The 11,771-nt window shown below is 72.2% G+C and carries 12 protein-coding genes; 8 read left to right on the top strand and 4 right to left on the bottom strand.

Annotated elements, in window-relative coordinates:
- The coding region (locus tag ADL08_RS22755) for a hypothetical protein (protein WP_053645886.1) at window positions 1–1,088 on the top strand (1,088 nt) is incomplete at its 5' end.
- Here the strand turns inward: ADL08_RS22755 and ADL08_RS22750 are convergent.
- Window positions 1,060–1,440 carry a DUF192 domain-containing protein gene (locus ADL08_RS22750; RefSeq protein WP_053645884.1) on the bottom strand — a complete coding sequence of 127 codons (381 nt, stop codon included), beginning with the start codon at window positions 1,438–1,440 and terminating at the stop codon, window positions 1,060–1,062. The genes ADL08_RS22755 and ADL08_RS22750 overlap by 29 nt on opposite strands.
- Before the next feature lie 90 nt (window positions 1,441–1,530).
- Between ADL08_RS22750 and ADL08_RS22745 the strand changes: the two genes are divergently transcribed.
- Window positions 1,531–2,265, top strand: a complete 735-nt coding sequence (locus ADL08_RS22745; protein WP_053645882.1) for a prepilin peptidase — start codon at window positions 1,531–1,533, stop codon at window positions 2,263–2,265.
- A gap of 313 nt (window positions 2,266–2,578) precedes the next feature.
- On the opposite strand, the gene mgrA is transcribed toward ADL08_RS22745, so the two are convergent.
- Complete coding sequence (mgrA, locus tag ADL08_RS22740) at window positions 2,579–3,616, bottom strand: L-glyceraldehyde 3-phosphate reductase (RefSeq protein WP_078968022.1); 1,038 nt, start codon at window positions 3,614–3,616, stop codon at window positions 2,579–2,581.
- Window positions 3,617–3,742: 126 nt separating this feature from the next.
- On the opposite strand from mgrA, the gene ADL08_RS22735 reads away from it, so the two are divergent.
- The 5 genes from ADL08_RS22735 (at window position 3,743) to ADL08_RS22715 (ending at window position 9,468) form a co-directional block, all read left to right on the top strand.
- Complete coding sequence (locus ADL08_RS22735) at window positions 3,743–4,504, top strand: isoprenyl transferase (RefSeq protein ID WP_053645879.1); 762 nt, start codon at window positions 3,743–3,745, stop codon at window positions 4,502–4,504.
- 305 nt (window positions 4,505–4,809) lie between these two features.
- Window positions 4,810–6,135, top strand: coding sequence for a PhoH family protein (locus ADL08_RS22730; RefSeq protein ID WP_053645877.1), 1,326 nt, complete (start codon window positions 4,810–4,812; stop codon window positions 6,133–6,135).
- A gap of 375 nt (window positions 6,136–6,510) precedes the next feature.
- Complete coding sequence (locus ADL08_RS22725) at window positions 6,511–7,242, top strand: lytic transglycosylase domain-containing protein (RefSeq protein ID WP_053645875.1); 732 nt, start codon at window positions 6,511–6,513, stop codon at window positions 7,240–7,242.
- Window positions 7,243–7,378: 136 nt separating this feature from the next.
- On the top strand, window positions 7,379–8,800 hold the full coding sequence (locus tag ADL08_RS22720) for an AI-2E family transporter (RefSeq protein ID WP_053645873.1): 1,422 nt from the start codon (window positions 7,379–7,381) through the stop codon (window positions 8,798–8,800).
- The gene (locus ADL08_RS22715; RefSeq protein ID WP_053645871.1) at window positions 8,797–9,468 is read left to right on the top strand and encodes a hypothetical protein; all 672 of its coding nucleotides are present in this window, start codon (window positions 8,797–8,799) and stop codon (window positions 9,466–9,468) included. The genes ADL08_RS22720 and ADL08_RS22715 overlap by 4 nt, the downstream gene beginning before the upstream one ends.
- A 52-nt stretch (window positions 9,469–9,520) precedes the next feature.
- On the opposite strand, the gene ADL08_RS22710 is transcribed toward ADL08_RS22715, so the two are convergent.
- Window positions 9,521–10,060 (bottom strand): alkyl hydroperoxide reductase, encoded by a 540-nt coding sequence (locus ADL08_RS22710; RefSeq protein ID WP_053645869.1) that lies wholly within the window; start codon window positions 10,058–10,060, stop codon window positions 9,521–9,523.
- 6 nt (window positions 10,061–10,066) lie between these two features.
- On the bottom strand, window positions 10,067–10,621 hold the full coding sequence (locus tag ADL08_RS22705; RefSeq protein WP_053645867.1) for a peroxiredoxin: 555 nt from the start codon (window positions 10,619–10,621) through the stop codon (window positions 10,067–10,069).
- A gap of 134 nt (window positions 10,622–10,755) precedes the next feature.
- Here ADL08_RS22705 and ADL08_RS22700 point away from each other — a divergent pair, with 134 nt between their 5' ends.
- Window positions 10,756–11,730, top strand: coding sequence for a LysR substrate-binding domain-containing protein (locus ADL08_RS22700; RefSeq protein ID WP_053645865.1), 975 nt, complete (start codon window positions 10,756–10,758; stop codon window positions 11,728–11,730).
- Window positions 11,731–11,771 lie beyond the last annotated feature (41 nt).

Here is an 11,771-nt window from a genome sequence, read left to right as displayed (position 1 = left end):
CCCCCGCCTCCCCCCTCCTCCTCGCCCTCGGCGGCTACGCCGCCACCCGCGTGGTCGGCCTCGTCGTCCTCGCGGTCGCCGCCGCCGCGACCGGCGAGGACGGGCTGCACCGGCTCAAGGGACGCTGGGACTCCGTCTGGTACGTACGGATCGCCGAGCACGGCTACGGGTACGAGACCGTCCTCCCCGACGGGGACGTCCACTCCGACCTGGCCTTCTTCCCGCTCCTCCCGGCCCTGGAGCGCGGTCTGTCCGCCGTCCTGCCCCTCGACGCGGCCGGCGCCGGGCTCCTGGTCTCCTGGGCCGCCGGGCTCGCCGCCGCCTGGGGCGTCTTCCGGTGCGGCGCCCACGCCTTCGGGCCGAGGACCGGGGTCCTGCTCGCCGTCCTGTGGGGCGTGTACCCGACCGCGTTCGTCCAGTCCATGGCGTACACGGAGACCCTCTTCACCGCGTTCGCCGCCTGGTCCCTGTACGCGGTCCTGCGCGGCCGCTGGATCCTCGCCGGTCTCCTCTGCGTCGCCGCCGGCCTCACCCGCCCCTCCGCCGTCGCCCTGATCGCCGCGCTCGGGACCACGGCCCTCGCCGCCCTCGTACGGGACCGCCGACTGCCCCCGCGGACGCTGGCGGGCGTGCTGATCGCGCCCCTGGGCTGGCTGGGGTACGTCGTGTACGTCGGCGTCCGCGAGGGCGGCCCCACCGCCTACTTCGAGGTCCAGGCCGCCTGGGGCAACTCCATCGACGGCGGCCTCGCGCTCGCCCGGTTCGTCGCGGGCCTGCCCTGGCCCGCCGCCCTCGGCCTGACCGCCGCCCTGGCCCTGCTCGGCTGGCTCGTCGCCCTCTGCGTACGGCAGCGACAACCCCTGCCCCTGCTCCTCTACACGCTCGGCGTCGTCCTCGTCTCCCTCGTCGGCGCCGCCTACTTCGGCTCCCGGCCGCGCCTGATGATGCCCGCGTTCGGACTGCTGCTCCCGCCCGCCGCCGCCCTCGCGCGGCTCCGGACCCGCACGGCCGTCCCGGTCCTGGCCGGACTCGCCCTCGCCTCCGCCGCGTACGGGGCCTTCACCCTCCTGGGGCCGGGTCCCCCGTAGCACCGGTCTCCACGCGCACGCGTGCCCCCGGCCGCACCCCCCACCCCGCCATCGCGCCCGCCTCCGCCTCCAGGACGTGCCGGCCGCGCGGCCGGACCATGCCCAGCCGCCCCGGCCGCATCGTGACCACGGACAGGACCCGGAACGAGCGGTCCAGGTACGCCACGTCGATCGGGAACCGCATCCCGAAGGTGTGCACGCTGTTCGTCCGGACGATCAGCAGCGCCCCCGCGACCCCGTCCCGCCCGAGCAGCCCCCGCCGCCGCGCCCGGTACGACGCCGCCACCTCCAGCGGGACCCCCGGGCCCTCCGGCACCGCCAGCGTCCCCGTCCCGTCCGCCCATTTCCCCATGCGCCAGACCGTAGCCCCACCCCCTAGGGCGTGTGTCGAAAGTCCCGTCTGCCCGGCGGCGCCCGGCACGCACGCCCTAGGGTCTCCTCCGTGAACGTCCTGCTGATCGCCGTCGCCGCCCTGTGGGGGGCCGCCGCCGGGCTGCTCGTCCCGCGCGCCGCCCACCGGCTCGCCGTGCAGCCGGAGGAGCCCTGGCGGGACCGCTGCCCCGCCGGGCACGTGCTCGTGGGCCCCGCGCGCGGCTGGCTCGGCGGGCCCGGCCGGGGGGAGTGCGCGACCGCCGCCCCGGTCGCGGCCCCGCTGCTCACCGCCCTGGTCTGCGCCGCCCTCGCCGCCGCGACCGGCACGCCCCGGCCCGAGCTGGCGGTCTGGCTGCTCGCCGCCCCCTTCGCCGTCCTCCTCGCCTGCGTCGACGCCCGCGTCCACCGGCTGCCGGACGGACTGACCCTGCCGCTCGCCGCCGCCCTGCCGCTGCTCCTGGGGGCCGCCGCCCTCCTGCCGTACGACGCCGGTTCCTGGCTCCACGCGCTGCTCGGCGCGCTCGCCCTCGGCGGCGGCTACCTGGTGCTGTTCCTGGTCAACCCGAGCGGCCTCGGCTTCGGCGACGTGAAACTGGCGCTCCCGCTGGGCGCGGCCCTCGGCTGGTACGGCTGGGGGATCCTCTTCGCCGGGGCGTTCGCGGGCTTCCTGTTCGGCGCGGCGTACGGCCTCGGCCTGGTCCTGCTGCGGCGGGCCGGCCGCTCCTCGGCGATCCCCTTCGGGCCCTTCATGCTCGCGGGCGGGCTGCTCGGCCTGCTCCTCGGCGCGTTCACCGCCGTCCCCTGAGGGGGTCTCCCGGAGCCGTCCCCGGAAGGCCCCGGAACCCTCCTCCGGAGCCCTCCGCGTCAACCTCGCGCCCCCGCCCCCCGGTCCCCCCTGAGAGGGACGGAACTCCGCCGCCACGCCGGGGCGTAAACCCGCCACAGGGCCCCACAGCCCTTGTCCCGCAAGGGATCCGGGGGATTGCGTGCGGGACTTCGGGCGGAGGTGGCGCGCGCGACGACTAACGAAGGGTTATGGTGGAAACCCCCCCTCGGGCCGGTCCGTATCCCCCCCACGGACCGGCCCGTTTTTCTTGCCCCGACCCGGGGCGGGGGCGTCAGCCCCGGCCGGCCCAGATGTTCGCGCCCGCCGTGTCGACCGCGAACGAGTCGATCTCCGTCAGCTCCTCGTCGGTCAGGGGAGCGCCGCCGAGCGCGGCCACGTTCTCCTCCAGCTGGGCGACGCTGGACGCGCCGATCAGCGCCGAGGTCATCCGCGGGTCCCGCAGCACCCACGACAGCGCCAGCTGCGCCAGGGACTGGCCGCGCCGCTCCGCGATGTCCGCGAGGCCGCGCAGGCGCCGCAGCACCTCGTCGGAGAGCAGGTTCGGGTCGAGGGACTTGCCCTGGGTGGCCCGCGAGCCCTCCGGGACGCCCTTCAGGTACTTGTTGGTGAGCAGGCCCTGCGCCAGCGGCACGAAGGAGATGCAGCCCATGCCGGCCGCCTCCAGGGTGTCGAGGAGGCCGTCCTCCTCGGTCCAGCGGTTGATCATCGAGTACGAGGGCTGGTGGATCAGGGCCGGGACGCCCAGCTCCCTCAGGATCCGCGCGGCCTCGGCGGTCTGCTCGGCGGTGTAGGAGGAGACGCCGACGTACAGCGCCTTGCCCTGCTGGACGGCGGAGGCCAGGGCCCCCATCGTCTCCTCCAGCGGGGTCTCCGGGTCGAAGCGGTGCGAGTAGAAGATGTCGACGTGGTCGAGGCCCATGCGGTCCAGGGAGGCGTCGAGCGAGGACAGCAGGTACTTGCGGGAGCCCCACTCGCCGTACGGCCCGGGGTGCATCAGGTAGCCGGCCTTGGTCGAGACGACCAGTTCGTCGCGGTACGGGGCGAAGTCCTGGGCGAGGAGCTTGCCGAAGTTCAGCTCGGCCGAGCCGGGCGGCGGCCCGTAGTTGTTCGCCAGGTCGAAGTGGGTGACGCCCAGGTCGAAGGCGCGGCGCAGGATCGCGCGCTGGGAGTCCAGGGAGCGGTCGTCGCCGAAGTTGTGCCAGAGGCCGAGCGAGACCGCCGGGAGCTTGAGGCCGCTGCGGCCCGTGCGGCGGTACTCCATGGTGTCGTAACGGTCCGCGGAAGCGCGGTACGGGGAGGAATCAGTCACGTATCTCTGCTTATCACGGACTTGTGACCGTCCCGGGCTGGGAGCCCGCGGCCCCCGCGCAGTAGTGTGGCGCCTGCGGACCGCCGATGCCTGGGGGTCCGTCGCTGCACAGAGGGGTAAAGAACGGTGAACCTGCGCGACCTGGTGTACGGGCTCTACGCACGCCGGGTGGAGGGCCGTCTCGACCACGCCCAGGTGCCCAAGCACATCGGGGTCATCCTCGACGGGAACCGGCGCTGGGCCAAGGCATCCGGCGGGACCCCCGAGCAGGGACACAAGGCCGGCGCGGACAAGATCCAGGAGCTGCTCGGCTGGTGCGCCGAGACCGACGTCGAGGTCGTCACGCTCTGGATGCTCTCCACGGACAACCTGAACCGGCCCGAGGAGCAGCTCGTCCCGCTGCTCGGCATCATCGAGAACGCCGTGCGCGCGCTGGCCGCCGACGGCCGCTGGCGGGTCCACCACGCCGGCACGATGGACCTGCTGCCCGCCCGCACCCAGTCCGTCCTGAAGGAGGCCCAGGAGGCCACCCGGGACAACACGGGGATACTCGTGAACGTCGCCGTGGGCTACGGCGGCCGCCAGGAGATCGCCGACGCGGTCCGCTCGCTGCTCCTGGAGCACGCCGAGCGGGGCACGAGCTTCGAGGAGCTCGCCGAGATCGTCGACGTCGAGCACATCTCCGAGCACCTCTACACGCGCGGCCAGCCCGACCCGGACCTGGTGATCCGCACCAGCGGCGAGCAGCGGCTCTCCGGGTTCATGCTGTGGCAGAGCGCCCACTCCGAGTACTACTTCTGCGAGGTCCACTGGCCGGCCTTCCGCAAGGTCGACTTCCTGCGGGCGCTGCGCGACTACGCCGCCCGGCACCGGCGCTACGGGACCTGATCCCCCGGAGGGAAGGCCCGGGGGACCCGGCCGGAACCGATCACCTCGTGTTCACGAACACGTCGTCATATGCCATGGCATGGCGGGGCTCGTTCGAGGGCATATCCCTGGTGAAGTGAGCGGCACGGAGTCCGCCACCCGGGAGGCCCCTTGCACCAGGACGACCGTGCGGGACACGCACGGGAGAAGCGGAGGGCCGTGGTTCGGCCCGCGCATCGTGGCCTGAACCCGGTCCCATCCCGCAGCGACACCGGTTCCGTCGCGCCCCGACCTCGCAAGGGTCTTCAGAGGGGGTCTGTCCTTCCGTGGTGACCAGCACGAAGCGCCGCCTTTCCGACCGGCGCACCTATGTTCTCGACACCAGCGTCCTGCTGGCCGACCCCAACGCCGTGTCCCGCTTCGAGGAGCACGAGGTCGTGCTCCCGATCGTCGTGGTCACGGAGCTGGAGGCCAAGCGGCACCATCCGGAGCTCGGCTACTTCGCCCGGCAGGCCCTGCGCCTGCTCGACGACTTCCGGGTCCGGTACGGACGCCTCGACGCCCCGCTCCCCATCGGGGACCTGGGCGGCACCCTGCGTGTCGAACTCAACCATTCCGACCCCGGCGTCCTGCCCGCCGGCTACCGGTTGGGGGACAACGACTCACGGATCCTCGCGGTCGCGCGCAACCTCCAGGCCGAGGGGTACGACGTCACGGTCGTCTCCAAGGACCTGCCGCTGCGCATCAAGGCCTCCTCGGTCGGGCTCCTCGCCGAGGAGTACCGGGCCGAGCTCGCCATCACGGACGCCAACGGCTGGACCGGGATGTCCGAGCTCGGACTCTCCGCCGACCAGGTCGACCTGCTCTACGACCAGGAGACGCTGTACGTCCCGGAGGCCGCCGAGCTCCCGGTCCACACGGGCCTGGTGCTCCAGTCCGAGCGCGGCAAGGCCCTCGGCCGGGTCACCGCCGAGGGGAACGTGCGGCTCGTCAGGGGCGACCGGGAGGCCTTCGGGCTGCGCGGCCGCAGCGCCGAGCAGCGGATCGCGCTCGACCTGCTCCTCGACCCGGACGTCGGCATCATCTCCATGGGCGGCCGGGCCGGCACCGGCAAGTCCGCGCTCGCGCTCTGCGCGGGCCTGGAGGCGGTCCTGGAGCGCCGTCAGCACCAGAAGGTGATGGTCTTCCGTCCGCTGTACGCGGTCGGCGGCCAGGAGCTCGGCTACCTGCCGGGCAGCGAGGCCGAGAAGATGAGCCCGTGGGCGCAGGCCGTCTTCGACACGCTGTCCTCGGTCGCGAGCCGCGAGGTCGTCGAGGAGGTGCTCGGCCGGGGGATGCTGGAGGTCCTGCCGCTCACCCACATCCGGGGCCGCTCCCTCCACGACGCCTTCGTCATCGTGGACGAGGCCCAGTCCCTGGAGCGGAACGTCCTGTTGACCGTTCTGTCCCGGATCGGGGCGAATTCGCGGGTCGTGCTCACCCATGACGTCGCCCAGCGCGACAACCTCCGGGTGGGCCGGTACGACGGAGTCGTCGCCGTCATCGAGAAACTGAAGGGGCATCCGCTCTTCGCGCACGTCACCCTCACCCGATCCGAGCGCTCCCCGATCGCCGCGCTGGTGACGGAGATGCTGGAGGACGTTCAGATCTGACCGTTTCGTACCTTTCTGTACAGGTACGGAAGTTGACGCCGCCCGGCGAAGCGCAGGAGCTTAGCCGGGCGGCGTCGTCATGTCCGCCACATCCGCCAAAACACCTGCCCCTTTCGCGATGTGAGCTTTCACACGCAACACAGAATTGCCTTGCGGCGTCACCGTCCGGCAGAGTCTTGCTTCCGTCAGGCCCCCGCATACGGCACCCGTGCACCCTTCGGGGAGCGCACCGCACAACTCAACAGCCGTCCGCCGTATGCCGCCCACAGCACCACGGGCCCGTGTCTCCTGTGACCCCGTACGTCGGAGACCAGTGTCAGGGGCAAGATTTCGCCCCTGTGGTCACCTGTCCGGGCGATGCTGGAAGGAAACCGTGTGAGCCGGATCTCGGTCCGGGGATTCGCGGTGGCTTCGGCCACTGCGGTCACCACCGTCGGCGCCGTCGTCGGCGTCGCCTCGGGCAACGCCGCGCAGCCCGCTGAGGACAACTTCGAGGCTGCCGCCGCCGACACCACGCTGCTCGCGGACATTCCCGCGGGCGAGCAGGCACAGGTGCAGGTCTCGTCCCTCGCGGAGCAGGCCTCCGTCCAGGCCGCCGCGGCCGACTCGGCCGCGAAGAAGTCCGCCGAGGAGGCGGCCCGCATCCGCGCCGCCAAGGACGCCGAGGCCAAGAAGGACGCGGCCGACAAGGCCGCCGCCGCCGAGGCCGAGGCGAAGGCCAAGGCGGAGAAGGAGCGCAAGGCGAAGGAGGAGGCCGAGCGCGCCAGCCGTTCCTCGACCCGGGACATCTCGTCCTTCGCCGCCCAGGGCTCCTACACCATCGCCGAGGTCAAGGCGATCGCCCGCCAGATCGTGCCGGCCTCGCAGTTCCAGTGCTTCAGCAACATCGTGGACCACGAGTCCAGCTGGAACTACCGCGCGTCCAACCCGTCCTCGGGCGCCTACGGTCTCGTCCAGGCACTGCCGGGCACCAAGATGAGCTCGGCCGGCGCCGACTGGCAGACCAACCCGGCCACCCAGATCAAGTGGGGCCTCAACTACATGGACAGCCGCTACGGCAGCCCGTGCGGTGCCTGGTCCTTCTGGCAGGCCAACCGCTGGTACTAGTACCGGCCTCTCGACCCCGGGAAGCCCCTCGCCGTCCCATCGGTGAGGGGCTTCCCGCGTACGGGCGTGTAGGTTCGGGGATCCAGGGGCACCCGGGGAGTCACCGGTAAAAGCGGGTGGGGGAAGAGGGAAGAACATGTCGAGAGTGCCAGGGTGGCTGAACCGACTGGGCGAGGGGCTGAGCCGCGCGGGCCGACGACTCGACGAGCGCAGGGCCGAGGCGGCACGGGACGACGAGTTCGACCTGCCGTACGGGAGGCCCGCCGACCGCCCCCGCGCGGCCGCTACCGCACGGCCCGGGGGCGACCGGGACACCGCCGCGCCGGGCCCGGAGGACACCGGCGACGACGCGTCCGGCCTCTCCGTCCCCGCGCCCCCCTCCTACGCCCCGGCCGTCGCCGCCCGTCCCGACCCCTCCGCCGCCATTCCCTGGGGCATGCGCGTGGCCGCCGAGGCGAGTTGGCGCCTGCTCGTCTTCGCCGGGACGGTCTGGGTCCTGATGAAGGTGATCAGCTCCGTACAGCTGGTCGTCCTCGCGTTCGTCGCCGCGCTCCTCGTCACCGCCCTGCTCCAGCCCACCGTGGCCATGCTGCGCCGCAGGGGCCTGCCCCGCGGACTCGCCACCGCCGTCACCGCCGTCTCCGGCTTCGTCGTGATGGGCCTGGTCGGCTGGTTCGTGGTCTGGCAGGTCATGGACAACATCGACAACCTGTCCAACCAGGTCAAGGGCGGCATCGAGGAGCTCAAGTACTGGCTCCTCAACAGCCCCTTCCACGTGACCGAGCAGCAGATCAACGGCATCGCCAAGAACCTCAGCGACTCCGTCGGCACCAACGCCGAGCAGATCACCCAGGTCGGCCTCCAGGGCGTCACGGTCGTCGTCGAGACGATGACCGGCATCCTCCTCGCCATGTTCTCGACGCTCTTCCTGCTGTACGACGGGAAGAAGGTCTGGGAGTGGACGCTCAAGCTGGTGCCCGCCCAGGCCCGCCCGGGCGTCGCCGGCGCCGGGCCGCGCGCCTGGCGCACCCTCACCGCCTACGTGCGGGGCACGGTCCTCGTCGCCCTCATCGACGCCGTCTTCATCGGCATCGGCCTCTACTTCCTCGACGTGCCGATGGCCGTGCCGCTCGCCGTCTTCATCTTCCTCTTCGCCTTCATCCCGCTGGTCGGCGCCGTGGTCTCCGGAGCCCTCGCGGTCGTCGTCGCCCTCGTCACCAACGGGGTGTTCACCGCCCTCATGGTGCTCGTCGTCGTCCTCGCCGTGCAGCAGATCGAGGGCCACGTTCTCCAGCCGTTCATCCTGGGCCGCGCGGTGCGGGTCCACCCGCTGGCCGTCGTCCTCGCGGTCGCCGCCGGCGGCCTGACCGCCGGCATCGGCGGCGCCGTCGCCGCCGTCCCGCTGGTCGCCGTCACCAACACGGCGGTCGGCTACCTGCGCGCGTACAGCACCGAGCAGGCCCTGCGCAGCACACCGGAGCCGCGCGGGGCGACCGCGTACGAAGTGGCCCCGACGCCGGCCCCCGGCTCGGCGCGGGGCAAGGGGGAGGACACGTGATATCGGAACCCGAGCTGGTGGGCGGTGCGGGCTTCGAGAGACCCGAGGTGCTCACCGAGGCCCCGCCGCCCCGCCCGCCCCGCGCCCGCCGCCCCTGGCTGTGGGCGCTCGGCGGCGCGGTGGCGGCCTCGGCGGTCTGGGGCGGCGGGCTCTACGCGTACGGGCGGGAGGAGCCGGCCGGGGTGGACCTCAAGGGGTACCGGCAGGTGGAGGACCTCTGCGAGGTGGCGCGCCTCGAAGCGCTCACCGACGCCCTGGGCAAGCGGCGGGACAACGGTTCGTCCCCCACGGTGGACGAACCGGCGATCGGTGAGATGTCGTGCACGGTCGGCTTCGGCCCGGAGGGGGGCGAGCAGAGCGTCGGCATCACGTACACCCTGCACAAGATGGTCGACCCGGGACCGGAGTTCGAGGCGCGGGCACAGCAGTTCGGCCTCCTGAAGAAGGTCGACGGCATCGGTGAGCAGGCCTTCTTCGACGACATGGAGAAGGAGGGGGGCCGGCTCCGGGTCCTCGACGGCCCGGCCGAGTTCCAGATCGACATCGTCAGCCAGGACTACATGCTGAACGGGGAGGAGATCACGTCGGGAACGCGGGCCGACCTCTCCGGGATCGACGTCCCGATGACCCAGGACCTGCTGGCCCTGATGGCCGCGCTCAAGAAGTGACGGAAGGGCCCCGGAGCGGGAGGCTCCGGGGCCCTTCTCGTACGGCTCGCGGTCAGGCCTGCTCGGCCAGGACCGCTTCCGCGTCGAGGGTGACGCCGACCGCCTGGATCACGGCGGCGATCTTCACGGCCTCCTGGATGGTGGCGCGGTCGAGACCGGCCTGGCGCAGGACCTGCTCGTGCGAGTCCAGGCACTGGCCGCAGCCGTTGATCGCGGAGACGGCCAGCGACCACAGCTCGAAGTCGACCTTCTCCACGCCCGGGTTGCCGATGACGTTCATCCGCAGACCGGCGCGCAGCGTCCCGTACTCGGGGTCCGACAGCAGGTGCCGGGTCCGGTAGAAGACGTTGTTCATCGCCATGATCGCGGCGGCGGACTTGGCGGCCTGGTACGCCTCGGGCTTCAGGTTCTCCCGGGCCTCCGGCTCCAGCTCCTTGAGCACCTTCGGCGAGCGCGAGGCGATCGCGCAGGCCAGCACGGTGCCCCACAGCTGCTGCTGCGGGAGGTCGCTGTTGCCGATGACCGAGCCCAGGTTGAGCTTCAGGTCCTTGGCGAAGTCCGGTATGGCGGCCTTGAGTTCATCGAGAGCCATGTCGGATCACTCGCCCGAGAGGAGCTTGACCGGGTCGAGCGTGGTCTCGCCCTTGCTCCAGTTGCACGGGCACAGCTCGTCGGTCTGCAGGGCGTCCAGGACCCGCAGGACCTCCTTGGGGTTACGGCCGACGGAGCCGGCGGTCACCATGGTGAACTGGATCTCGTTGTTCGGGTCCACGATGAAGACGGCGCGCTGGGCGAAGCCGTCCTCGCCCTCGACGCCGCAGTCCCGCATCAGGTCGTGCTTGGAGTCCGCGAGCATCGGGAAGGGCAGGTCGCGCAGGTCCTCGTGGTCCTTGCGCCAGGCGTGGTGCACGAACTCGGAGTCGCCGGAGACGCCGAGGATCTGGGCGTCGCGGTCCGCGAACTCGTCGTTCAGCTTGCCGAACGCGGCGATCTCGGTCGGGCAGACGAAGGTGAAGTCCTTCGGCCAGAAGAACACCACGCGCCACTTGCCCTCGTAGGACTTGTGGTCGATCTGCTCGAACTCCTTGCCGCTCTCCAGCGACACGCAGGCGGTCAGGTCGTAGGTGGGGAACTGGTCACCGACAGTGAGCACGCGCTCTCCTTGCAGTGGGGAAGCGCCCCTTTTGAGGGGCTTCCTTGGGGGTTGGACGGATCACCAGCATGGCACGGAGTGCATTGATCAGGGAAATAGCTAGAGTGGGTCGTGTTGATCGAAGGTGGTTATCAGTGGCATCCCCGTACAGCCCCCCGCACGGCCCGCACCGCACCAAGCAGCCGAGCCTCTCCCAGCTCAGAGCGTTCGCGGCGGTCGCCGAGCATCTGCACTTCCGTGACGCGGCGGCCGCCATCGGCATGAGCCAGCCCGCGCTCTCGGGCGCGGTTTCGGCTCTCGAAGAGGCACTCGGTGTCCAGCTCCTCGAGCGTACGACGCGGAAGGTGCTGCTCTCGCCCGCCGGGGAGCGGCTCGCGGTGCGCGCGCGGACGGTCCTCGACGCGGTGGCCGGGCTGATGGAGGAGGCGGAGGCGGCCCGGGCGCCGTTCACCGGGGCGCTGCGGCTCGGGGTGATCCCGACCGTCGCCCCCTATCTGCTGCCCACCGTCCTGCGCCTGGTCCACCGGCGCTACCCGGAGCTCGACCTCCAGGTCCACGAGGAGCAGACCTCCTCGCTCCTGGAGGGGCTCGCGGCCGGACGGCTCGACCTGCTGCTCCTCGCCGTACCGCTCGGGGTGCCCGGCGTCACCGAACTGCCCCTCTTCGACGAGGACTTCGTCCTGGTCACCCCCGCCGGGCACCCGCTGGCCGGACGGGACGACATCCCGCGCGAGGACCTGAGGGAGCTGCGGCTGCTGCTCCTGGACGAGGGGCACTGCCTGCGCGACCAGGCCCTCGACATCTGCCGCGAGGCCGGGCGCCCGGACGGCGCCGAGGTCACCACCACCGCGGCCGGCCTCGCCACCCTGGTCCAGCTCGTCGCCGGGGGGCTCGGCGTGACCCTGCTGCCGCGCACCGCCGTCACGGTCGAGACCGCCCGCAACACCGCCCTGTGGACCGGCCTCTTCGCCGAACCGGCCCCCTCCCGGCGGATCGCCCTCGCGATGCGGACGGGCGCGGCCCGGCAGGCCGAGTTCCAGGAGCTGGCGCAGGCGCTGCGGGAGGCGATGAGGGGGCTGCCGGTACGGGTGGTGGGCGGCGGTTCCTGAGGCCCCCCGGCGCCAGGAACCGCCACCCGCATCCGTACGCG

The sequence above is a fragment of the Streptomyces sp. NRRL F-6492 genome (assembly GCF_001280125.1).
Taxonomy (GTDB): domain Bacteria; phylum Actinomycetota; class Actinomycetes; order Streptomycetales; family Streptomycetaceae; genus Streptomyces.
Note: the sequence above shows the minus strand (reverse complement) of the source record. Positions and strands in the feature narration are given on the sequence as shown.

Coding starts and splice junctions, on each gene's coding strand:
- ADL08_RS22720 (WP_053645873.1), top strand. CDS start 7,379: ATGTCGAGAGTGCCAGGGTGGCTGAACCGACTGGGCGAGGGGCTGAGC.
- ADL08_RS22710 (WP_053645869.1), bottom strand. CDS start 10,060: ATGGCTCTCGATGAACTCAAGGCCGCCATACCGGACTTCGCCAAGGAC.
- ADL08_RS22750 (WP_053645884.1), bottom strand. CDS start 1,440: ATGGGGAAATGGGCGGACGGGACGGGGACGCTGGCGGTGCCGGAGGGC.